Raw genomic sequence first — 21,782 nt, 5'->3', positions numbered from 1 at the left:
ACGGAACACCATGAACCGCACACTGAGGATCCGCATTGTCGCGGTCCGCTTCTTCGCGCTCATCGGCGCCTCGCTTCTCGCGGGACTGGCGCTCACTGCCTGCGGCGGCCAACAGAACTCGAGTGCGCAGCGAGACGTCATCGACACGTTGCGCGTAGGCGTGATCGGTTCGGCGAACACCCTGACCGGGCCTATCGGGTATGCACACAGTCGAGGCCAATTGCTGCCTGCGCTCTCCTCTCTCGGGGTGAAGAACATCGAGGTCGTCAGCTTTCCCAACGGCCCAGATCTGAACCAGGCGCTCGTCGGAGGACGGCTCGACGTCGCACAGTATGGCGATACTCCCGCGCTGGTGGCGCGCGGCAGCGGTCTCGACACCCGACTCATCAACATCGAGCAGTTCAACCTCAACGCCGGTGTCGTCGCGAAAGACCCGACGATCAAGACCCTGAAAGATCTGCAGGGCAAGAAGATCGGTGTGCCCAAGGGGTCATACATTGATCGGTACCTCCAGGGAGCTCTGCAGGAGGAGGGCGTCACCGCTGAACTCGTGCACCTGTACCCGGCGGATCAGGAGGCTCCTCTGGGAGCGGGCGAGATCGACGGTGCCGCACTGCCGGGCGTCGTGCCATCGGTATCGCTGCAGACGTTTGAACTCAAGGGATTCCACCTCGTCGACTCCGTTTACCGGGACCATCCGCATCTCGCCGGAACATCGTCGACCGTCGCCGAGAGCGGCTTCCTCGACAAGCATCCGACGTTCGCCGCGACCTGGCAGCAACTGCACGCGAGCGCAGTGACGTACGCCAAGGCGCATTGGAACGAGTACGTGGACTTCGAGGTCAAGAACTCCAAGTCGCCCGCTGAGGCGATCCGTCAAGCCGCGAACCCCGACGGCTACTCGACCGAGCCATTCCCCGACGCAGGCGTCACATTGCTGCGCGGCACAAAAGAATTCCTCGTCGCGAAGAAGAGCATCAAGAAGGACTTCTCACTCGAGGACTGGTTCTATCGCGCACCAGCGTCGTCAAACTCCTGAGTAACGAAAGCGAAAACCTATGACCGACAACGTGATCAACGTTGATGCAGAGGGACGGGCGGGACCCAAGTTCGGTGTGTGGGCCAATGTGTACGGCACGTGGGCGTCGGCCCACCACCCCGATGACCCGGTCGACGCATCGTGGCGACGCAACCTGAACCTGATCCAGCAGGCCGAGAACCTCGGATACGACAGCACTTTGGTGGCCCAGCACCTGATCAATCCGTTCTCACACGACTGGGAACAGTTGGAGACCTGGACAGCGGTCGCGGCGCTCGCGGCGGCGACGACGAAGATCGAGTTGATCGCCGCGATCAAGCCATTGCTGTTTCATCCCGTCGTACTGGCCAAGCAGGCAGCGACGATCGAAGAGATCTCTCGCGGTCGGCTGTCGTTGAACGTGGTCAATGCCTGGTACAAACCCGAGATCGAGCGGGCGGGCATCGCCTTCCCCGAGCATGACGACCGATACGCCTATGGTGCCGAATGGCTCTCGGTCGTACGCAGGTTGCTGGCGGGCGAGGTCGTCGAACATCACGGAAAGTTCTTCGACATCGACGGCTATCAACTCAGTCCGACCGGACTCTACCGCGAACGGCCGCAGATCTACGTCGGTGGCGAGAGCGATCAGGCGCGTGACCTGGTCGCCCACCAGGGCGACGTGTGGTTCATCAACGGGCAACCAATCGACAGCGTGCGCGAGCTCATCGGATCAGTCGCCGCACGACCACGCCACGGCAATCCGGTGCGGTACGGGCTCGCAGCGTTCGTCGTGGCGCGTCCGACTGCCGCCGAGGCGCAGGCCGAACTCGACCGCCACTGGGAACTCAACCGACTCGACCAGGAGTACACGGCGTCGATCATCGCCGGCGCCGACGAGAAGGCGGTGATGTTCCAGACATTTGCGAAGTACCCGGCAATCGGGACGAACGGCGGAACCGCAGCGGGACTCGTCGGCAGCTACGACGAGGTGGCCGCCCGGATCGTCGACTTTCACAATGCTGGCATTGAGACTTTCATGCTTCAGTTCCAACCGTTCGAAGCGGACATGGAGCGCTTTGCCGGCGAAGTCATTCCGCGGGTCAGGGAGCGCATCGGGAGCGCCGAACTCCAAGTCAGTGCGTCGTGATCCAGCGCCAGCAGACGGCAGTCAGCGGGTGGCAAATCTAGTAATCAGTGCGAACGCAACCCTTGGAAATCGGTCCGACCTCGACTGAACTGGTGTAGTTGCGCCTACGGCGCGCCACCTGATGTCGCTCGACGCCTGGATGCGTCGAGCGACGAGATGCGTCGATCGAGGAGAGAGGCTTTACGTGAGCTCCCTGAAGTTCCACTGGTTCCTGCCCACCAACGGCGGTGACAGCCGCAACGTCGTCGGAGGTGGTCACGGCGTCGCTGCCGAAGCCGCTGGTCGACCGGCGTCGGTGCAGTATCTGGGACAGATCGCGCGCAGCGCCGAGCAGCTCGGCTTCGAGGCCGCGCTCACTCCGACGGGTGCCTGGTGCGAGGACGCGTGGGTCAGCACGGCCATGATCAGCAGCCTCTCCGAGCGTCTGAAGTTCCTCGTCGCATTCCGCCCGGGCATGACCGCCCCGTTCCTGGCCGCGCAGATGGCCGGGACGTTTCAGAACCTCTCCGGTGGTCGGCCCCTGCTCAACGTGGTCACCGGTGGCGAGGACGCCGAGCAGCGGATGTTCGGCGACTTCCTCGACAAGAAGCAGCGCTACGCCAGGGCCGACGAGTTCCTGGAGATCGTGCGACGGCTCTGGACCGGCGACACGGTGAACTTCGACGGCCAGTACCTCTCCGTCGAGAACGCGGTGTTGCACCAGATCCCGGATCCGTTGCCGCAGATCTACTTCGGCGGCTCGTCGCCCGAAGGAATCGCGGTGTCGGCGAAGCATGCCGACGTCTATCTCACCTGGGGCGAGCCGCCAGAGGCAGTGGCGGAGAAGATCTCTCGCGTCCGTGCCGCCGCAGAGGAGCAGGGTCGCGAACTGAAGTACGGAATCCGGTTGCACACCATTGCGCGCGACACCTCCGAAGCCGCGTGGGCCGAAGCCGATCGCCTGCTGGCCAACATCTCCGAAGACGACATCGCGCGCATCCAGGCGGGGCTGAGGCGCTCGGCGTCAGAAGGGCAGCAGCGCATGCTCGCGCTGAACAAGGGGTCCAAGGACGGACTGGAGATCTACCCGAATCTCTGGGCGGGCGTCGGCCTGGTGCGCGGCGGTGCCGGAACCGCGATGGTCGGTTCCTTCACCGAGATCGCCGAGCTGATCGAGGCGTATCACGAGGTCGGGATCGACGAGTTCGTGCTGTCGGGCTACCCGCATCTCGAGGAGTCGTACTGGTTCGGCGAGGGTGTACTTCCCGAACTCACCCGTCGCGGACTATGGGAGCACCCCGCCCCTGTCGCGGTCAGTGCCTCGGTTCCGTTCGGAGCGCAGGCACCGCTCAAGCGGGTGTCGGCATCGTGACGACCGCTGTCGTCGTCGGCAACCCGAAACCAGGCAGCAGAACTCTCGGCGCCGCAACGTATGTGGCCGCGGAGCTGTCGGGCTCTGAACCCGAGCTGATCGTCGACCTTGCAACACTCGGCTCGACGATCCTCGACTGGGGCGACGAGCACGTCAACGATCTCGTGACACAGGTCGGCCAGGCTGATCTCGTCGTATTCGCCAGTCCCACATACAAAGCCGCATATACCGGCCTGCTGAAACTCTTCCTCGACCGCTTCGCGGGCGGGACCGGGCTCTCCGGGATCGCGATTCCGTTGATGCTCGGCGGTAGCCCCGCACATTCGCTCGCGCCGGAACTCACCTTGCGTCCAGTTCTCACCGAGATCGGAGGCACGGTGCCGGGACGTGGTCTGTACGTCATCGATTCCGCATACGACGACCCTGCCGCATACGCCGAATGGCTCACTGCGACAAAGCCGATCGTCACCACATTGCTGAAGGCAGGCTCATGAGCGAACCGCGCACCGACCAGCTACAGACCAATCAGGATCTCGATCCCGCGCGTCTACGTAAAGCGTTCGGCATTTTTCCGACCGGCGTCGTCGCGGTTGCCGCAGAGGTCGACGGCCAGTTGACCGGCCTCGCCGCCAGCTCGTTCACCAGCGTCAGTCTCGACCCGCCGCTCGTGTCGGTCTCGGTGGCGTCGGGGTCCAAGACCTGGCCGGATCTTCGACGCGCAGCACACCTCGGCGTCACAATCCTCGCTGACCACCAGGGTGCCGCTTGTCGACAACTCGCCGGAGCGGTCGAGCACCGATTCGACGGCATCGCGGTGAAGGCATCCGACGAGGGCGCGGTGACTCTCGATGAGGGACTCGCGCATTTCGATTGCACCATCTACCGCGAGGTCGAGGCGGGCGATCACATCATCGTGCTGCTCGAGCTGCATGGCGTCGACCATCCGGAGACCGGAAACCCGTTGATCTTCCACCGCAGTGGATTCGGCAAACTCGCGCAGGCGGTCTAGTCCAGAGTCGCGATGAACGCCTCGGCGATTGCTTCGAGGCCCGCTTGATCGTCGGCTCCGAAGCGGTCGGGTACTGGACTGTCGAGGTCGAACACCCCGATCAGCTCGCCGTGGTGCACCAGTGGCACAACGATTTCCGACCGACTGTCCGCGTCGCAGGCGATGTGGTCGGGGACGGCGTGCACGTCGGCGACGCGTTTCGTGGTGCGGGTTCTTGCCGCCGCCCCGCAGACGCCGCGATCCAACGGGATGCGTACGCAGGCAGGTTTTCCCTGGAACGGGCCGACCACCAGCTCGCGGCCGTCGAAGAAGTAGAAGCCAACCCAATTGACCTGTGGCAGAGCTTGATAGACGAGTGCTGACAGGTTGGCCGCATTGGCTACGCGATCCGATTCGCCCTCGATGAGTGCGCGCGCCGCGCCGGCGAGCTCGGCATAGTCGATCGCGGGGTGGTCGGTGGGCGGGAGGGACTCGGTGCTCATGTCACCACTGTGCCCGCATCGGTGGTCGCTGCGCCAGCGTGGGTCTTCACGTATTGACCTGTGCCTTGCGTGCGAAACGTTCTTGGAGAGGGCCGAATACCGCCGGTTCGCCGAACCAGACGACGACGTCGTCGGCCCCGGCGCGACGCCACGTGTCGAGTTCGTCGACCAATGCGTCGACCTGGTCGGCGGTGCGGACGAAGCGTTTGATCGCCGTCGTGACGCGACCCTCGGTACGACGTTTGAGATCTGCTGCTATCACCCGGAACGTTGCAGGGTCGGTGCCCGAGTTGTTGAAGTAGATCGACTGCCAACGATCACCAAGGCGTACAGCACGATTCACCGCAGCAGTGGAGTGCCCGCCGATCGTGATCGGAATGCCCTGTGGGCGTACCGGAGTGGGATACCCGCCGCCGAAGCTGTAGTGCTCGCCCAACAGTCCGTCGGTGTTGCCTGCCCACAGGTGGCGCAGCACGCCGATCGCCTCGTCGGTTCGACGCCCACGATCGTGGAATTGCGCTCCCACGGCAGTGAATTCGTCTGCGTCCCACCCGACGCCGACCCCGAGTTCCAGCCGCCCGTCGCTCAGCGCGTCGACGGTCGCGGCCTGCTTCGCGACAACGAACGGATTCCGCAGGGGGAGAACGAGTATGGAGGTGCCCACACGCACGGTGGTCGTGTGTGCGGCGATGAACCCGAGCAGCACCAGTGGGTCGTACTCGGCGGCATACGCCGGATCGGGATGCTTGATCGGTGGCAGGACGTGCTCGGCCAGCCATACTCCGTCGAAGCCGAGGTTCTCAGCCGCGGTCGCGAGTTCGGTGAGCTGCTCGATGCTGCCGTCGTTGGGCAGTGCGACGTGAAAACCCATGCACACCATAGTGTGACGTACTCGTCCCACAGACGATCATTGTGCCCACGGCGATCACAAGTGGACCCGTTTGCAAGTCGCTGTCGCGGCGGTGATTACGGCGGGCGAACACAACTGTGGCCGGGAAGCCCCCGTGCTTCCCGGCCACAGTCGTGACGGTGCTACTGGCGTACGGTGCGCCCTCGGAGCGAGAGGTATGCGGCGATCAACACGATCGCCACGACGATGCCGACGATGAACGGGATGACCTCCCAGCCGCCGTTGGCGTTGCTGTACCCGAACTGGTAGGTCAGCCACGATCCGATGAGCGACCCCAGGACGCCGAGAACGATGGTCATGATGATGCCGATGTTCTGCTGGCCCGGCATGACAAGCCGTGCGAGTGCGCCGATGATCAGGCCGACGATGATGGCGCTGATGATTGTTCCGATCACGTGAAACTCCTCCGATAGCGGGCCCTGATCCCCCTTGGATGTTCCACGACTGCTTCATGGAAGGAAGGTCGATTCTTCGACGCATCCGCAAGGCCCCGAGTCAACGTACGACCGGGGACCAGCGGCAAAGCTCATCGCCGACCGCGTCGTGATCCAATCGCAATGTCGGACAAATGACCCATCTCGGCTGGGCACCGGTTGGTGCGCCGCGGGCGGGGACGCGCCGGCTCAATGCCGGTGTCGTCGGAGGTGCACCAGATGGGTGTCGCGCTCGTCGTTGACCCACGCGTAGTAGAAGCCGATGAGAATTCCGCCTCCGACGAAGTTTCCCAGCAGCACCGTGCCGAGATTGCCGAACACCAAACCTATTGGCATGTCGTGTTGGAAGCCGACGATCATGAACAGCACTGTGTTGGCCACAGAGTGTTCGAAATCAAGAAACGCGAAGACGAAGACGGCGGTGATCATCGCCATGCATTTCGCAATGTCCTCGGTCAGGTAACCGTTGTAGACGAGCAACATCGCGAGGTTGATCATGAAATTGCACAGCACGGCTCGGATGAACAGGTCGAGCCATCCGCTGAATCCGTTACTGAGGTAACCGGTCTTGACGTCGACCGCGTGCACCATCGCGTTGAGTACCGGACCGTCGAGAAGTGTTGTGCCGCGCAGCATCACAGCGATCAGCAGGCCGCCGAGGATATTGCCGAGATAGCAGAACAGCAGGATGCGCATGATCAGGACCGGCGTCACCCGTCGGTAGTAGGCGCCGACCGAGACGATCATCATGTTCGAGGTCAGTAGCTCGGACTTGGTGTAATAGATGAACACCAGCGCCCAGCCGAAGGCCAGCGCTCCGATGAGTTTGCCGACCGCGTGCAGTTGTCCGGGCGGATCGGTCATCGTGTCGAACGCGGCGACGATCGTGTAATTGATGACGTAGAAGATCGCGATGATGATGCCGGCCATCGCGGCGCGTTGGATGAAACGGCGCCGCAGATGGCCGGTCATTTTCTTCTTGGACTCGAGCACGTCGAGCGTTGTGCTGATGAAGAACTTGCCCGGGAAGAGCTTGTTCACATCGAACTCGGGGTCGCTCATGTGTCAACGGTTCCACAGCACATGCCATGGCGCCCGCTATACGTACACAACTGCGACCTCAGCGCGAGGCCATCGAAATTATTGTCGTGGCCTCGCGCTGACGACCGAATTGTGTACGTACCCGTCGATGCTCGGGGTCAGTCGGCGAGCGTAGCGGTGTCGATCACGAAGCGATACCGCACATCGCTACCGACGACGCGGTCGTAGGCGGCGTTGATCTCGTCGGCGCTGATCTTCTCGATCTCTGCTCCGATGCCGTGTTCGGCGCAGAAGTCGAGCATCTCCTGGGTGGCGGGAATGCCTCCGACCATCGATCCGGCGATCGAACGCCGGTTGGCCAGTAGCGAGAATGCCTTGATCTCGAGCGGATGCTCCGGAACCCCCAGCTCGACAAGGGTGCCGTCGATGGCCAGCAGTCCGAGGTAGTCGTCGAGGTCGAGGTTGACCGACACGGTGTTGATGATGAGATCGAACTCCCCGCGCAGGGTCCGGAAGGTCTCGGCATCCGTCGTCGCGTAGTAGTGATCGGCGCCGAAGCGTTCGCCGTCCTCCTTCTTGGACAGCGTCTGACTCAAGACGGTCACCTCTGCGCCCAGCGCGTGGGCGATCTTGACGCCGATGTGTCCGAGGCCGCCCAGACCGATGATGGCGACCTTCTTGCCCGGGCCCGCGCCCCAGTGCTTGAGCGGTGCATACAGCGTGACGCCCGCACAGAGCAGCGGTGCAGCGACGTCGAGGTCGACGCCCTCGGGGATCTTCAGCACGAAGTCCTCGGTCACGACGACCTGTTGCGAGTACCCACCGTGGGTGAACTCGCCCTCGTAGGTCTTGGAGTTGTAGGTCTGCACGACACCCGTGGTGCAGTACTGCTCGTCGCCGTTCTTGCACGCGGCACATTCACCGCACGAGTCGACGAAGCAGCCGACGCCGACGCGATCGCCGACCTTGTGCCTGGTCACCTCATCGCCGACAGCGGCGACCGTTCCGGCGATCTCGTGTCCTGGCACGACGGGGTAGGTGGTGCCGCCCCATTCGTTGCGGGCGGTATGGATGTCGGAGTGGCAGATCCCGGCGAAGGCGATGTCGATCAGGACGTCCTTCGGGCCGAGGTCCCTGCGCTCGATGGTGGTCTTCGATAGTGGCGCATCAGGAGCTGTTGCCCAGAAAGCATTGACGGTTGTCGTCACTGTGTTCCCTATCCGGCGTCCGCGGAATCCACGACGATCTGCCGGTGCCGCGGGCACCTCACTACATCCAGCGTGCCGACGTATTGCTGGATGCGCATGCGACTGTGTCGCGTGACACGCCAGGCCGAAGGGGACCGACTTGGTTTTGTCACAGGCAACCTGACTAGCATTCGCGTGTGACCGAATCGCCGGAGAAGACGACAGCAACGCTGCCCAACCGTCGATCCGACGACCCCAATGGCCGCGCACGACGCCTCTCACCTGGGGCGACGTCAATCGTTGCCGTCGTGGCGGGTGTGATCGCGATTGTTGCGGCTGTGCTCACGCCTTTCCTCCCGGTCACCACGACGACGGCAACCATCACGTGGCCGCAGGGTCAGCAGCTCGGTTCGGCAAACGCCGACATCACCTCTCCGCTCGTCGCCCAGATGGCGCAGGATCTCGACGTCACCATCCCGTGTTCGCTCCTGCGTTCTGCGCCGGCTGATGCGTCGTCGACGATCCTCACGACGATGCCGCCCGCTGCGAAGAACCAGCGGACATCGGCGCTGAACGTGACGGCAGACGCGAACACGGTGACGGTGACGATGCGTGGCGACACGGTCGCGTCTGCCCCGCGCGCCGACGTCGCGTCGGATCGGTGCACGCAGCTCCACATCTTCTCGTCGGCGGCGGGTTCGGGCGCACGCTTTGTGGGACTCGGACCGGTGCAGATGGCGCCGGAAGCCGACCGTCCGCAGGTGGCAGGCCTGTTCACCGACATCCCGACCTCGACGATCACCTCGACGCCCGGATTGTCGGCGCGCATCGTCGTCGACGATCGGTTCGATTCGAGTCCGTCGATCATCAAATGGCTCGTGATGATCGTCGGCGTCCTGGCGGCGATCGTCGCACTCGGTGCGCTTGCTCAACTCGACCGCATCTATGGCTACCACCGGCGAGTCGGTCGGGTGCGGTGGTTGGAGCTGCTTCGTCCGCGCGCCACCGATATCGCCGTGACCGCGATCCTGCTCGTCTGGCACTTCCTCGGAGCAGGCTCGTCCGACGACGGCTACATCCTCAACATGGGCCGGAACGCGGAGCACGCGGGCTACCTGGCCAACTACTACCGCTTCTACGGCATCCCCGAGGCGCCGTTCGACTGGTACTACGACTTCCTCGCACACTGGTCGGCGGTGTCGGCGACGGGTGTGTGGATGCGCATCCCGTCGTTGGTGATCGGGCTGGTGAGCTGGTTCATCCTGAGTCGGGTGCTGCTCCCGCGTCTGGGACGTGCCATCCGCACGTCGCAGTGGGCGATGGTGACCGGCGCCGCGGTCTTTCTCGCATTCTGGCTGCCGATGGCCTCCGGCCTGCGCAGCGAGGGCGTCGTGGTGCTCGGCAGTCTGCTGACCTGGTGGGGCGTCGAGCAGGCCATCGCGACCCGGCGCATGTTGCCTGCCGCGGGAGCGGCCTTCGCCGCCGCTCTGACCCTTGCGACCGCGCCGACGGGTGTCATCGCGGTCGCACTCCTGATCACCGGTGCGCGGCCGATGCTCAAGATCCTTGTTCGACGACGCCGCGAGTCGGGCCTTGCCTCTCTTCTGCTTCCGCTGTTGGCGGCTCCGGCCATCGTGCTGATCATCGTGTTCCGCGACCAGACGCTCGCGTCGGTGTTCGAGGCGATACGGGTGCGCTATACCGTCGGGCCGACGCTGGCCTGGTACCAGGAACTGTTGCGGTATTACTTCCTTGCGGTCAACACGCGCGACGGCTCGCTGGTGCGAAGGGTGCCGGTGCTGTTGCTACTGGTCTCGCTGTTCGTGGTTCTCGCGATCATGCTGCGGCGCAAGCAGATCCGTGGGGTCGACAGCGGACCGGTCTGGCGCATCACCGGGGCGGTACTGATCACGATCGGACTGCTCTCGCTCACCCCGACCAAGTGGACCATTCAGTTCGGCATCTTCGCGGGCCTCGCAGCGGCACTGGCAGCGGTCGCCTGTGTTGCGATCGGCCAGGTGGCGCAACGTAATACGCGTAACCTGTCGATCCTGATCGCAGGTCTGCTCGTCGCCTGCGCGGCCGCGGCGGCCGGATACAACGCATGGCCGTGGTCGTACGACTTCGGCATCTCGTGGTTCGACAAGGCGCCAGTGGTTGCGGGACTGCAGGTCTCGTCGATGTTCCTGGTGCTGGCCGTGATTGCACTCGTCGTCGCGGTGTGGCAGCACCTGCGCCTCGACTACGTCGCCGACACCGGACTGCACCACGACGCGGGCAAACCGCCGAACCGGTGGCGAACCGGCATTGCGTCGTCGCCCATTGCCGTCATCGCGGTGATCATCCTGCTCGCAGAGCTGGCCGTGTTCGCCAAGGCGGCCGTGGCTCGCGCCGACACCTACTCGGTGCTGAAGGGCAACGTGCACGCGGTCACCGGAGGCTGCGGTATGGCCGATTACGTTCTCGTCGAACCCGATTCGAACAAGGGGAGCCTCGCTCCGGTCGACAACGCTTCGCCGTCACAGGCGTTGGAGGGCACTGCACGGGGCTTCTCGGCCCAGGGTGTCGCCGACGACCTCACGCCGGAGGCGGATTCGATCAAGCCGGGTACGCAGAACACCTCGGCCGATCTCTCGAAGACCTTCGTCGTGGCCGGTGGTGCCCCGGGGACGACGGGCGGTCGCGGACCGGAAGGGGTCAACGGCAGCACCGCGGCATTGCCCTTCGGACTCGACCCCGCGACGACGCCGGTGATGGGCAGTTACGGAGCCGACGGGCAGGCATCGCTGACGACCGACTGGTATCGACTGCCCGCGCGCGACTCCTCGCCGCTGATCGTCATCACGGCGGCAGGCGCGCTCGCCTCGACCGATCCCGACGGTGTCACGACATACGGGCAATCGCTGCAGGTGGAGTTCGGCGTCGAGCAGGACGGAAAGTTCCAGCAGGTCGGTGCCGCCGTGCAGCCGATCGACGCCGACCGCAAGGCGAATCGGCCGTGGCGCAACCTGCGCATCCCGATGTCGTCGGTACCCGCCGGTGCGACAGCGATGCGGATCGTCGCCACCGACAACAACCTCGACCCCGACCAGTGGCTCGCGGTGACGCCGCCGCGCGCGCCAGAGTTGAAGACGCTGCAGGATGTCGTCGGATCGTCGGACCCGGTGCTCGTCGACTTCGCGGTCGGCGCGGCATTCCCGTGCCAGCACCCGATGGATGCGTCCAACGGCGTCAACCAGATTCCGCAGTGGCGAATCCTGCCGGAGCTGTCGGTGGCGAACTCGCAGTCGAAGACGTGGATGGCCACCGTCAACGGCGGACTGCTCACCACGGCGGAAGCGCTGACGACGCCGTCGACGATGGCGACGTATCTGAAGAACGACTGGTATCGCGATTGGGGCAGCCTGCAACGGTTGTCGCCGTTGGTGCCGGACGCGGTGCCCGCAGCGGTGAGTACCGGAACGTCGACCAGGTGGGGCTGGAGCCGTCCCGGAGCAATGCAGGTGGTGCCAGAAGATGATGAGTGAGACGTCGGTGAACGCAACGGGGAACGGCGACGAGAAGCCGAGCGACAAGGGCACGGGCGGACCGGTGTCGTCGAAATCGGCCGATCGGATCAGGATCGCGAAGATCGTCGCGGTGGTCGCCGGGCTCATCGGCATCGTCATCGCGTTGCTGACCCCGTTCCTTCCGGTCAATTACACCAAGACGGAACTGACCTGGCCGCAACAGAATTCGGTCGGCAGCGTGGCAGCGCCGAGCGTCTCGTTCTCGCCGGTCTCGATGGACGTGTCCGTCCCGTGCTCGCTCGCCAAGAGTCTGCCCGCCTCGGGTGGCGTGATCGTCTCGACGGTGCCGTGGAACGGAGCCGATGCCAACAAGGTCGGCTTCTTCATCCGCGCCACCCGCGACTCGTTGCAGTTGACGCAGCGAAACATCGTGTTGCTCAGTGCGCCTCGAAGCGCGGCAGAGAACTCTCCCGGGTGTCGCGTCGTCTTCCACGCCGACACCGACGGCGCTGCAGGCAAATTCGAGAACCTCTCGACAACCGACACCGGTCTGGGGTCATTCGACCTGCGAGACGCGACGGCACGTCCGCAGATCATCGGTGTGTACTCGCAGTTGCCGCAGGATGCGCCGACGGAAGGCCTGTCGTTCCGCGCGACACTGGACACCCGGTTCGTGTCGACCCCGACAACGCTGAAGTTCTGGCTCCTGGTCATCGGCGTCGTCATGACGATTGCCTCGATGCTCGCGCTGGCCGTGCTCGACGCCCGTGACGGACGGGGTGTCCACAAGCTCTTCCCACAGGGCTGGTGGCGACCGCGCTGGGTCGACGCCTTCGTCACGCTCGTCCTGCTGATCTGGTTGTTCGTCGGTGGCAACACGGCAGACGACGGGTATCAGGTCACCGTCGCACGAGTCGCCCGCAACGCCGGATACCTCGACAACTACTACCGGTATTTCGGTGTGCCGCAAGACCCGTTCGGTTGGCACTACCAATACCTCTCGCTGTGGATGGAGGTGAGCACGGCGACGCCGTGGCTGCGGCTATTGCCGTTCCTCTACGCGGTGGTCGGCTGGTGGCTGATCAGCCGCGCAGCCATCCCACGACTGGGCTACGCGGTCCGGACGTCGCAGTCCGCGATCTGGGCGGCCGCACTCGTGTTCCTCGCGGTGTGGATGCCGTTCAACAACGGGCTTCGCGTGGAACCGATCATCGCCGTCGGCACGCTGCTGGCGTGGGTACTCGTGGAGCGGGCGATAGCGACCGGAAGATTCTTCCCGCTGACGCTCGCGATCGTGGTCGCGGCGTTCACCCTGACGATCCACCCGACCGGCGTGATCGCTGCCATCCCGCTCATCGCGGGAATCCGACCCCTGCTGAAGCGTCTGATGATCAGACGACGACGAGACGGGTTGTGGCCCATCCTCATACCGATTCTGGCGTCGGGACTCGTCGTGCTCTACGAGATCTTCGCCGACCAGACACTCGCTGCGATTCGCGAGGCCATCAGGGTCAACTCTGCCGTCGGTCCGACCAACAAGTGGTGGGAGGAGGGCATGCGTTACTACATGCTCATGAATCCCACCGCAGACGGCGGTATCGCGCGACGCTTCGGTGTGCTCATCACCTTCGTGTGTCTGATCGTCGTGGTGGTCATGCTGCTCAACCGTCGACGGTTGGCGGGCATTGCGTCGGCTCCCACCTGGCGGTTGGTCGCCACGGTCGCGGGCACTGCCGTGATGATGGCGTTCCTGCCTACCAAGTGGACTCACCAGATGGGTGTGTATGCCTGCATCGCAGGCGCTTTGGCCGCCGTCGCAACCGTGTGCGTCGACCGCGCGGTGATGCGTCGACGACGCAACCGCACCCTTTTCGCGGCCGCGTGCGCGTACGTGCTGGCGCTGGCCTTCTCGGGGCGCAATCAGTGGTGGTACGTCGGTAGCTACGGAATTCCTTGGCGCGACGCCGTTCCCGACGTGAAGGGCATCCCTGTCTGGGCGGTCATCCTCACTGTCGCGGTGCTGCTCACCATTCTCGGTCTCTGGCAACACTTCCGCGACGACTACGTCTCCGACGACGTTCGACGCGGCGAGGAGCGGGTGTCGAAGAACCGGTGGACAGCCTGGCTGCGCTCGCCGTCGATCATCGTCGTGTCGGTGATCATGCTGCTGTTCACGCTGGTCTCCTTCGCGAAGGCGGATTGGACACAACGTAATTCGTGGTCGTGGCTGAGTTCGAACGTTGCGGCGGTACGCGGTGAGCCGTGCGCGCTCGCCGACGCGGTGCTCGTCGAGAAGGACGTCAATTCCGGTCTGCTCGCGCCGGCACGTGTTGCGGGACAGAACAACCCGTCGCCGGGGGCTGCGCTCGCGGGTGCCGACGCGACCGGCTTCGACCCGAACGGCGTCGGATCTGATCTCTCCGATGACGGCACGGAATCGGATTCGTCAACGGGGACATCGTCGGCCGAGGTCGACCGGACACAATCGGACGCGACCGAACAGACCGGAACCGACGGTAGTAGTCCGTCGAGCGACACCGCAGGCGGAACCACGTCGACCACCGGCATCAACGGCTCCCAGGTGAAACTGCCATTCGGGCTGTCGCCGCAGCGCACACCGGTGCTCGGTACCTACGGATCCCCCTCGGGCACAGGCAGTCTGACTTCGGATTGGTATCAGCTGCCCGCGCGCGGTTCCGATACTCCGCTCATCACGATGTCGGTTGCGGGACAGATCGAATACGTCGACGATCTCGCCGTCACGCGTTCGGGGCAGCAGGTTCGCCTCCAGTTCGGCCGTGTGGGTCCGGACGGTTCGGTGACACCTGCGGGGATCATGACCCCGATGGATATCGGCGGTGCACCTGCGTGGCGCAACCTGCGGTTCCCGCTCGACGGTGCTCCGCAGGGTGCGACGGTGGTGCGCGTGCTCGCGCAGGACACGTCGACCAACTCCGATCAGTGGCTTGCCGTCACTCCACCTCGTGTCTCAAAGATGGTCACGCTCAACGACCTCGTGGGTAGCGAGGCTCCCGTGATGATCGACTGGGAGGCCGCACTGGCATTCCCGTGTCAGCGTCCCGCACAGGTGCACAACGGCGTGCTGGAAACACCGGAGTGGCGGATCTCGCCCGACCGTGAAGGCGAGCGGGTCAATTCGCAGCGCTGGATGGCGGGGACCGCGGGCGGTCCGCTCGGCATCGTCGAGAACCAAATGCGCCCAACGGTGTTGCCGTCGTATCTACGCAACGACTGGGCTAAGGACTGGGGCATGCTGCAGCGGCTCACACCGCTCGTGCCGCAGAAGCCCGCAGAACTCACGGTGACGACCGACGTCCACAACGGACTCTGGTCGCCGGGACAGATTCGCGCAGTTGGGTTCTGAGTCCTGCCGGGCTCTGTCGCCTTGCCTGTTTCTGCGATCTCAGGCGGCGCCGATGTCGGAGGTGGGTGCGTTCGGGGTCTTGTGGCCCCGAACGCGCCGCTCGAACAGGTAGACGGCGACACTCACCGCGGACCACGTGGTGAGCACCAGGAACGGCCAGACATGTTGATGCCCGCGGAAATACACTGCGGTGTGCAGCGCGTTGACCGACGCGCCGGGTGGTAGCCAGCCGCCGATGGTTGCGATCACCCGGGGTAGCAGCGGCCACGCGACGGAGCCGCCCGACGATGGATTACCCAGCAGCACCATGACCGCCCACGTCGGCAGGATTGCCCAGCGGCCGAACATCGCGCTGAACATCGTGAAGATCATGCCGCAGGTGAACATCGTCAGGGCAAGAATGAGCCACACCTCGAACACCGGCAGCGTCAGTGCACCGATGATCCAGTCGATCATGGCGCAGATGGTGAAGCCGCCCAGTAGCGAGTACAACGCGGTGAATCCGATTCTCTCCCAGGGCCGCAACTTGTTGGCATGCACGCCGAGCTGGATCGCGCCGACGAATCCGATGATGACCGCGGCAAGCATCATGTAGAAGATGGTGAGCCCGTGCGGATCTCGGGGTTGTAGTGGATTGACGTCGCGGATGCTCACGCGGTAGCCGGTCCCGGCGGCTGCACGCGGCATGCTCTGCTCGAGGAGTTGGGCGACCGTCGCACCGGACGCGCTCGACAGTTCGACATCGATGGTGCGCGCCGTGGTGTCGATGTCGACAACCGCGAAGACCTGTTGGTTCTGCAACTGTTCGACGGCTTCGGCATGGGTTGGTAGATGACGCACATCGACCGAACTGCCGAGTTCGCGCGCGAGCCGTGCCTCGACATCGGCTGACTGTGGCGGTGGCAGGTCACCGACGACGGCGATCGGCACGCGTTCGGGTTTCGGGTTGGCCGTCGAGTACGTGTAGGAGCCGACGAACAACGCCGCCGCGATGCCGAGGATCACCACGATCACCAGCGCGGGCGCGAACCGAGAGGTGCGGATGGCGTGCCATGCCCTGCGGAAGTCATCTGTGGTGCGCACGCCTCGAGGCTATTCGTTCGTCGGATAGGCTGCGGAGAAGCTGATCGGAACGACCCGGAGGTAAGTCCATGACCAGTGCCTACGACTTCACGGCGACGGACATCGACGGCAACACCGTCGACCTCGACGACTACCGGGGGCAACCGTTGCTGATCGTCAACACCGCGTCGAAGTGCGGTTTCACCCCGCAGTACAAGGGACTCGAAGAGCTCAGCAAGACCTACGCCGAGAGCGGACTCGTCGTACTCGGGTTCCCCTGTGATCAGTTCGCTCATCAGGAACCGGGCGACGAGGCGGAGATCAAGAACTTCTGCTCGCTCACCTACGACGTCAGCTTCCCGATGTTCGCGAAGGTCGACGTCAACGGGTCCGACGCGCATCCGCTTTTCGCGTGGCTACGCGAGCAGAAGTCGGGCGTGCTCGGCAATCGCATCAAGTGGAACTTCACCAAGTTCCTCGTGAACCGCGACGGTCAGGTCGTCGACCGCTTCGCGCCGACGGTGAAGCCCGAGAAGCTGACCGGAGACATCGACAAGGTGATCTGAGAACGGGTGTGCGCTTTGTGGCCGTTTGTGTGCCGTGTGACCGTCGTCAGCCCAGCCACACAGATCGCGCGCCGGAATCGCCGACGCGGACGACCATCACCACGGCGCCAAGCGCCACAACGATGGTCGCAACCGCGAGCGCGACCCGCAGCCAACCGTGCGCGCGTACCGAAGCCGCAGCAGGTATCCGGCGCGCGATGGTGTCGTCGTACATCGCCCAGGAGAGTACGACCAGTACGAAAAGCGCTGCGACCCAATAGAGCATCTGGCCGCCGAGTTCGGTATGGCGGTGGAGTGCTTCTGATCGCGGTAGCTGCTTCTCCAATGCCTCACCCGCGGAAGTGGTGAGCGGTGTGATGGCCATCGCGACAACCGCGACCGCCGGTGTGAACCAGCCGAGCCGTCGGCGTGCTGCCGGCCATATGCTCGCGAGGATCGCCAGGACGGCCGTGAGGGGAATCGCCACCACCGCAAGGTGAACAAACAGGGGGTGCGCGGGCAGTCCGGCAATCGTGTCCATCGCACGAGTGTGACGGTCAGTCGCTGAAGGACCGCTGAGAATGCGTCGGCAAGCCCATCGCGTGGAGCGACTCAGTCCGAGAAGCGATGATCGCCGACGCCGAACCAGGCCTGCGCGGCCGATCGCATCCGCTCGGGAAGGTACGTGTACGCGTGTGGCTGGGCGCCCGCCGCGCGGGCCGCGGATTCGAGGTGATCGCGCAGGCGCCACACCAGTGCCGGATCGGTCGCGGGTCCGATGTCGAGTGCATCCTCCACTTCGGCCGTCGACAAACCGAGTTGTGCTGCGAGAGTTGCGGTATCGAGACCGGCGAGGTCGAGATTCGCGCGCAGCTCCGCGCTCGTGACGCGGCGTTGGTGTGCGTTCAGAGACATGATCGTCGTCTCCTTGTCTCTAGTTGGTCTGCGCAGTCGTTAGTTGGTCCGCGCACCAGTCTATGAAATTCACGCCATACAGCGACAAGGCAAGCGTATGGTCGCCCGAGACGGAGCCTGGAAGGGGAGACGATGACCGAGCGGATGGCAGGCAAGGTTGCGCTGGTGAGCGGCGGTGCGCGGGGCATGGGTGCAGCGCACGTGCGCGAGATGATCGCGGAGGGCGCGCGCGTGGTCGCCGGTGACATCCTCGACGACGAGGGCAAGGCGCTGGCCGACGAACTGGGTGAATCGGTGCGCTACGTCCATCTCGACGTCACCGAACCCGACGACTGGCAGGCCGCTGTCGCGTCCACGGTCGACACCTTCGGGTGGCTGGACGTCTTGGTGAACAACGCGGGAATCGTGAACTTCGGTCTGTTCGAGGACTATTCACTCGACGACTGGCGCACGATCCTCGATGTGAACCTGACCGGAGTGTTCCTCGGCATCAAATCTGTTGTGCCGCAGATGAAGCAGGCCGGCCACGGCTCGATCATCAACATCTCGTCGATCGAGGGGTTGGCGGGGACGATTGCCACCCACGGCTACACAGCGTCGAAGTTCGGTGTGCGTGGACTCACCAAGTCGGCTGCGCTGGAGTTGGGGCCGAGCGGCATTCGGGTCAACTCGGTGCACCCCGGCCTGATCAAGACGCCGATGACGGAATGGGTGCCCGACGACATCTTCCAGACCGCACTCGGTAGGGCTGCGGAGCCGTCCGAGGTGTCGAAACTCGTTGTCTACCTGGCTTCCGACGAGTCGAGCTACTCAACGGGGGCGGAGTTCGTCGTCGACGGTGGTGTGGTTGCGGGATTGGCGCACAAGGACTTCGGAGTCGTCGACGCGTCGGAGGTTGACGGCTGACCTCACACGGCGGAGAGCTCTCTACGCAGGAACGAGCGCAGTGACTCGTTGAAACGTTGCGTGGTAGGTGCTTTCGGCGCAATCTGATCGAACGCGTGGAAGGCGCCGTCGGCGATCTCGACATCGCAGTCGACCCCCGCCTCACGAAGTCGTCGTGCGTAGTCGAGTGTCTCGTCGTGGAACAGGTCGCAGGTTCCGACGCCGAGCCAGGTAGGCGGTAAGCCGCCGAGATCTGCGCGGCGTGCGGGTACGGCCCGCTGCCTGTCCGCAGCGCCGAGGTAGAGATCCCACCCCCGCTGATTGTCACGCTCAGACCAGAGCACGTATCGACGTCCCGTTGGTGTCGCCGCGGTCCGGTCGTCGAGCATCGGATACACGAGAGCCTGTGCGGCAAGCGGGATGTCGCCACGATCGCGTGTCAGTAGTGCGAGCGCCGCGGTCAGGCCGCCGCCCGCGCTGGCGCCGGCGATTGCGATGCGATCGCGGTCGACCCACGGTTGCTCGGCCAGCCATGCGAGCGCGGTATAGCAGTCCTCGAGCGGTGTCGGATACGGGTATTGCGGCGCGAGTCTGTAGTTGACGGCAGCCACCGTGATGCCGGTGGCGTCGGCGAGGTCGCGGCAGTAGATGTCATCTTGTCCGGCAGAACCGAGCACGTACCCGCCGCCGTGGATCCACAGCATCGCGGTGCCGGTGTTCTGTGCTCCGGTTGGCCGGTGGAGGCGAATCGATACCCCTGGCGCGATCGCGACCGTCGGGACGCCGCGCACGCGGGCCAGGGGCATACCGCCGAGTCGTAGGACGCCTCGCGGCATGTGCCGCAGTCCGATTCCGCGAGGAATCCAGCGTGCGGTGCGTCGAAGGTCGGGAGCGATGTCGGCGGTCGTCACCAACTGGACTATACATTTCCAAGAAAGTGTCTACATCGAGTGTGATCTGTGCCACGATGAGCCCGGCGAAGGGAGTGGCCATGTCCACATTTGACACAGTCGTTCGAGGTGGCCGGTGGTTCGACGGCACGGGGGCGCCGTCGGCGATCCGTGACATCGGTATTCGCGACGGTCGTGTGGCCGCGATTAGTACCGAGCCGCTCGACACCGACGGCGCGCAGGTCATCGACGCCGAGGGGGCGTGGGTGACGCCGGGTCTGATCGATATCCACACCCATTACGACGTCGAGGTTCTCGACACCCCGGAGCTGACCGAGTCGCTTCGCCACGGCGTGACCACAGTGTTCATCGGGTCGTGCTCGCTGTCGACGATCTACGTCAACGGGGAGGAGGCGGGCGACCTCTTCGGGCGCGTCGAAGCGATCCCGCGCGACCACGTCATCTCCGCGGTGGACGAACACAAGGACTGGTCGTCGCCGAGGGAGTACGTCGAGCGATTGGAAGGTCTGCCGCTCGGGGCGAATCTCGCTGCATTCATCGGACATTCGGACATGCGTACGTCTGTGATGGGTCTCGATCGTGCGACACGCTCGGATGTTCGACCCACACGCGCTGAGCAGGCACGGATGGAAGAGATGCTCGGCGACGCGCTCGTCGAGGGATTCGTCGGACTCTCGTCGCAGCAGCTCAAGTTCGACAAGCTCGACGGCGTGACATGTCAGTCGCGCACCCTGCCGTCGACATACGCCAAACCCAAAGAGCTGCGTCGACTCAAGAGCATGCTGCGACACAGCGGCCGGGTGCTGCAGTCGGGACCCGACATTCAGAACCCGCTCAATCTGCTGTCGCAGATGGTGCAGTCGATCGGCTTCGGGCGCCCTGTGCTGAAGACATCGCTGCTGTCTGCGGCCGACGTGAAGTCGAACGAGAAAGCGCTGATCCTGATGGACCGGCCCACCGCGCTCATCAATCGCTTGGGCGGCGACTTCCGCTGGCAGCACCTGCCGGTGCCGTTCGAGGTGTACGCGGACGGTATCGATCTGGTGATCTTCGAGGAATTCGGTTCCGGCGCAGCGGCATTGCACCTGCGTGACGACATCGAACGAGATGCGCTCATCCAAGATGAGGAGTACCGGCGCAGGTTCCGCAAGGACTACGAGCAGAAGTTCGGCATCAGGGTGTGGCACCGCGACTTCTTCGACGCCGACATCGTCGCGTGTCCCGACGAGTCGGTGATCGGAAAGTCGTTCGGTCAGGTCGGACTCGATCGTGGCGGACTCCACCCGGTGGACGCCTTCCTCGACCTCGTCGTCGAACACGGCCGTGAGATCCGTTGGCGCACAACCATCTCGAATCATCGTCCGGAAATGCTCAAGAAGATCGCCACCTGGCCAACAGTCCAGATGGGCTTCTCCGACGCCGGAGCGCACCTGCGCAACATGGCCTTCTACAACAGCGGGCTGCGGTTGCTGCGCCATGTCCGTGACGCCGAGCAGGCCGGAAAGCCTTTCATGAGTACCGAATACGCGGTCCATCGCCTCACCGGTGAGGTCGCCGACTTCTACGACATCGACGCGGGAGACCTGCGCGTCGGCGACCGAGCCGACCTCGTCGTGATCGATCCCGAACACCTCGACGAGCAACTCGAAGCGTACGGCGAGGCGCCGATCGAACAGTTCGGCCAGATGTCGCGCATGGTGAACCGAAACGACGCCGCAATCAGAGCCGTCATGGTGAGCGGACAGATCGTGTTCGCCGACGGTGAGTTCGCGCAGTCCGTGGGGACGGTGCGCACGGGTAGCTTCCTGCGAGCCGGGCACACCACTCCGCCGACAATTGCGCCGCCGGCGACAGCTGAGCGTGAACTCATCCGGACGAGCTGAGTGGGGTCGAGCTGAGTGCGGTCGGAACTGAGTGCGGTCGGGGAGTCATTCAGGACTTCCCGACAGGCACTACGCCTCGAAAGTCACTGTTACGTATAGGTGCGA

At 64.3% G+C, this 21,782-nt stretch carries 19 protein-coding genes; 10 read left to right on the top strand and 9 right to left on the bottom strand.

What is annotated here, in order from left to right; genetic code table 11:
• The first annotated feature begins 10 nt into the window (after positions 1–10).
• The 5 genes from A5788_RS13085 to A5788_RS13065 all read left to right on the top strand — a co-directional run bounded on the left by A5788_RS13085 (position 11) and on the right by A5788_RS13065 (position 4,528).
• Entirely contained in the window at positions 11–1,039 is a 1,029-nt protein-coding gene (locus A5788_RS13085) for an ABC transporter substrate-binding protein (protein ID WP_064866196.1), read from the top strand.
• Positions 1,040–1,058: 19 nt separating this feature from the next.
• Positions 1,059–2,168 (top strand): LLM class flavin-dependent oxidoreductase, encoded by a 1,110-nt coding sequence (locus A5788_RS13080; RefSeq protein ID WP_064865960.1) that lies wholly within the window; start codon positions 1,059–1,061, stop codon positions 2,166–2,168.
• Between the two features lie 139 nt (positions 2,169–2,307).
• Positions 2,308–3,519, top strand: a complete 1,212-nt coding sequence (locus A5788_RS13075) for an LLM class flavin-dependent oxidoreductase (protein ID WP_064866194.1) — start codon at positions 2,308–2,310, stop codon at positions 3,517–3,519.
• Complete coding sequence (locus A5788_RS13070; RefSeq protein WP_064865958.1) at positions 3,516–4,013, top strand: NAD(P)H-dependent oxidoreductase; 498 nt, start codon at positions 3,516–3,518, stop codon at positions 4,011–4,013. Before A5788_RS13075 ends, A5788_RS13070 begins: the two co-directional genes overlap by 4 nt.
• On the top strand, positions 4,010–4,528 hold the full coding sequence (locus tag A5788_RS13065) for a flavin reductase family protein (RefSeq protein ID WP_064865956.1): 519 nt from the start codon (positions 4,010–4,012) through the stop codon (positions 4,526–4,528). The genes A5788_RS13070 and A5788_RS13065 overlap by 4 nt, the downstream gene beginning before the upstream one ends.
• Here the strand turns inward: A5788_RS13065 and A5788_RS13060 are convergent.
• From A5788_RS13060 to A5788_RS13040, 5 genes are all read right to left on the bottom strand, one after another.
• On the bottom strand, positions 4,525–5,010 hold the full coding sequence (locus A5788_RS13060) for a GAF domain-containing protein (RefSeq protein WP_064865954.1): 486 nt from the start codon (positions 5,008–5,010) through the stop codon (positions 4,525–4,527). The two genes, A5788_RS13065 and A5788_RS13060, sit on opposite strands and share 4 nt — an antisense overlap.
• 46 nt (positions 5,011–5,056) lie before the next feature.
• Positions 5,057–5,881 carry a TIGR03619 family F420-dependent LLM class oxidoreductase gene (locus A5788_RS13055; RefSeq protein ID WP_197494525.1) on the bottom strand — a complete coding sequence of 275 codons (825 nt, stop codon included), beginning with the start codon at positions 5,879–5,881 and terminating at the stop codon, positions 5,057–5,059.
• A gap of 161 nt (positions 5,882–6,042) precedes the next feature.
• Positions 6,043–6,315: a GlsB/YeaQ/YmgE family stress response membrane protein gene (locus A5788_RS13050; RefSeq protein ID WP_049700050.1), complete on the bottom strand. Its 273-nt coding sequence runs from the start codon at positions 6,313–6,315 to the stop codon at positions 6,043–6,045.
• Positions 6,316–6,543: 228 nt separating this feature from the next.
• Positions 6,544–7,416 (bottom strand): formate/nitrite transporter family protein, encoded by an 873-nt coding sequence (locus tag A5788_RS13045; protein ID WP_049700049.1) that lies wholly within the window; start codon positions 7,414–7,416, stop codon positions 6,544–6,546.
• 137 nt (positions 7,417–7,553) lie between these two features.
• A complete protein-coding gene (locus A5788_RS13040) occupies positions 7,554–8,603 on the bottom strand; it encodes an NAD(P)-dependent alcohol dehydrogenase (RefSeq protein ID WP_064869989.1) in 1,050 nt (349 codons plus the stop codon).
• A 176-nt stretch (positions 8,604–8,779) separates the two neighbouring features.
• Between A5788_RS13040 and A5788_RS13035 the strand changes: the two genes are divergently transcribed.
• Together A5788_RS13035 and A5788_RS13030 are read left to right on the top strand one after the other, a co-directional pair.
• Complete coding sequence (locus A5788_RS13035) at positions 8,780–12,109, top strand: arabinosyltransferase domain-containing protein (protein WP_064865948.1); 3,330 nt, start codon at positions 8,780–8,782, stop codon at positions 12,107–12,109.
• Entirely contained in the window at positions 12,099–15,476 is a 3,378-nt protein-coding gene (locus tag A5788_RS13030; RefSeq protein WP_156525516.1) for an arabinosyltransferase domain-containing protein, read from the top strand. Before A5788_RS13035 ends, A5788_RS13030 begins: the two co-directional genes overlap by 11 nt.
• 39 nt (positions 15,477–15,515) lie before the next feature.
• On the opposite strand, the gene A5788_RS13025 is transcribed toward A5788_RS13030, so the two are convergent.
• Entirely contained in the window at positions 15,516–16,559 is a 1,044-nt protein-coding gene (locus A5788_RS13025; RefSeq protein ID WP_064865946.1) for a DUF3533 domain-containing protein, read from the bottom strand.
• Between the two features lie 68 nt (positions 16,560–16,627).
• Between A5788_RS13025 and A5788_RS13020 the strand changes: the two genes are divergently transcribed.
• Entirely contained in the window at positions 16,628–17,104 is a 477-nt protein-coding gene (locus A5788_RS13020; RefSeq protein WP_064865944.1) for a glutathione peroxidase, read from the top strand.
• Between the two features lie 46 nt (positions 17,105–17,150).
• Here A5788_RS13020 and A5788_RS13015 read toward each other — a convergent pair whose 3' ends face one another.
• On the bottom strand, positions 17,151–17,624 hold the full coding sequence (locus tag A5788_RS13015; protein WP_064865942.1) for a DUF2231 domain-containing protein: 474 nt from the start codon (positions 17,622–17,624) through the stop codon (positions 17,151–17,153).
• 71 nt (positions 17,625–17,695) lie between these two features.
• Positions 17,696–17,998 (bottom strand): DUF2316 family protein, encoded by a 303-nt coding sequence (locus A5788_RS13010; protein ID WP_064865940.1) that lies wholly within the window; start codon positions 17,996–17,998, stop codon positions 17,696–17,698.
• Positions 17,999–18,130: 132 nt separating this feature from the next.
• On the opposite strand from A5788_RS13010, the gene A5788_RS13005 reads away from it, so the two are divergent.
• On the top strand, positions 18,131–18,904 hold the full coding sequence (locus A5788_RS13005; protein WP_064865938.1) for a glucose 1-dehydrogenase: 774 nt from the start codon (positions 18,131–18,133) through the stop codon (positions 18,902–18,904).
• Positions 18,905–18,906: 2 nt separating this feature from the next.
• Here the strand turns inward: A5788_RS13005 and A5788_RS13000 are convergent, their stop codons facing one another.
• Positions 18,907–19,794, bottom strand: a complete 888-nt coding sequence (locus A5788_RS13000) for an alpha/beta hydrolase (RefSeq protein ID WP_064865936.1) — start codon at positions 19,792–19,794, stop codon at positions 18,907–18,909.
• A gap of 80 nt (positions 19,795–19,874) precedes the next feature.
• On the opposite strand from A5788_RS13000, the gene A5788_RS12995 reads away from it, so the two are divergent.
• Positions 19,875–21,677 (top strand): N-acyl-D-amino-acid deacylase family protein, encoded by a 1,803-nt coding sequence (locus A5788_RS12995; protein WP_064866189.1) that lies wholly within the window; start codon positions 19,875–19,877, stop codon positions 21,675–21,677.
• Positions 21,678–21,782: the final 105 nt, after the last annotated feature.

The organism is Gordonia sp. 852002-50816_SCH5313054-c (assembly GCF_001665925.1).
In the GTDB taxonomy this organism is placed as follows: Bacteria; Actinomycetota; Actinomycetes; order Mycobacteriales; family Mycobacteriaceae; genus Gordonia; species Gordonia jacobaea.
The sequence above is the reverse complement of the archived record's forward strand: the minus strand, read 5'-3'. Positions and strand labels throughout refer to the sequence as shown.

Excerpts from the sequence above, each read along its gene's own strand:
- A5788_RS13085 (WP_064866196.1), top strand. The coding sequence starts at position 11 with ATGAACCGCACACTGAGGATCCGCATTGTCGCGGTCCGCTTCTTCGCG.
- A5788_RS13080 (WP_064865960.1), top strand. The coding sequence starts at position 1,059 with ATGACCGACAACGTGATCAACGTTGATGCAGAGGGACGGGCGGGACCC.
- A5788_RS13075 (WP_064866194.1), top strand. The coding sequence starts at position 2,308 with ATGCGTCGAGCGACGAGATGCGTCGATCGAGGAGAGAGGCTTTACGTG.
- A5788_RS13065 (WP_064865956.1), top strand. The coding sequence starts at position 4,010 with ATGAGCGAACCGCGCACCGACCAGCTACAGACCAATCAGGATCTCGAT.
- A5788_RS13060 (WP_064865954.1), bottom strand. The coding sequence starts at position 5,010 with ATGAGCACCGAGTCCCTCCCGCCCACCGACCACCCCGCGATCGACTAT.
- A5788_RS13055 (WP_197494525.1), bottom strand. The coding sequence starts at position 5,881 with ATGGGTTTTCACGTCGCACTGCCCAACGACGGCAGCATCGAGCAGCTC.
- A5788_RS13045 (WP_049700049.1), bottom strand. The coding sequence starts at position 7,416 with ATGAGCGACCCCGAGTTCGATGTGAACAAGCTCTTCCCGGGCAAGTTC.
- A5788_RS13030 (WP_156525516.1), top strand. The coding sequence starts at position 12,099 with ATGATGAGTGAGACGTCGGTGAACGCAACGGGGAACGGCGACGAGAAG.
- A5788_RS13020 (WP_064865944.1), top strand. The coding sequence starts at position 16,628 with ATGACCAGTGCCTACGACTTCACGGCGACGGACATCGACGGCAACACC.
- A5788_RS13015 (WP_064865942.1), bottom strand. The coding sequence starts at position 17,624 with ATGGACACGATTGCCGGACTGCCCGCGCACCCCCTGTTTGTTCACCTT.
- A5788_RS13010 (WP_064865940.1), bottom strand. The coding sequence starts at position 17,998 with ATGTCTCTGAACGCACACCAACGCCGCGTCACGAGCGCGGAGCTGCGC.
- A5788_RS13005 (WP_064865938.1), top strand. The coding sequence starts at position 18,131 with ATGACCGAGCGGATGGCAGGCAAGGTTGCGCTGGTGAGCGGCGGTGCG.
- A5788_RS12995 (WP_064866189.1), top strand. The coding sequence starts at position 19,875 with ATGTCCACATTTGACACAGTCGTTCGAGGTGGCCGGTGGTTCGACGGC.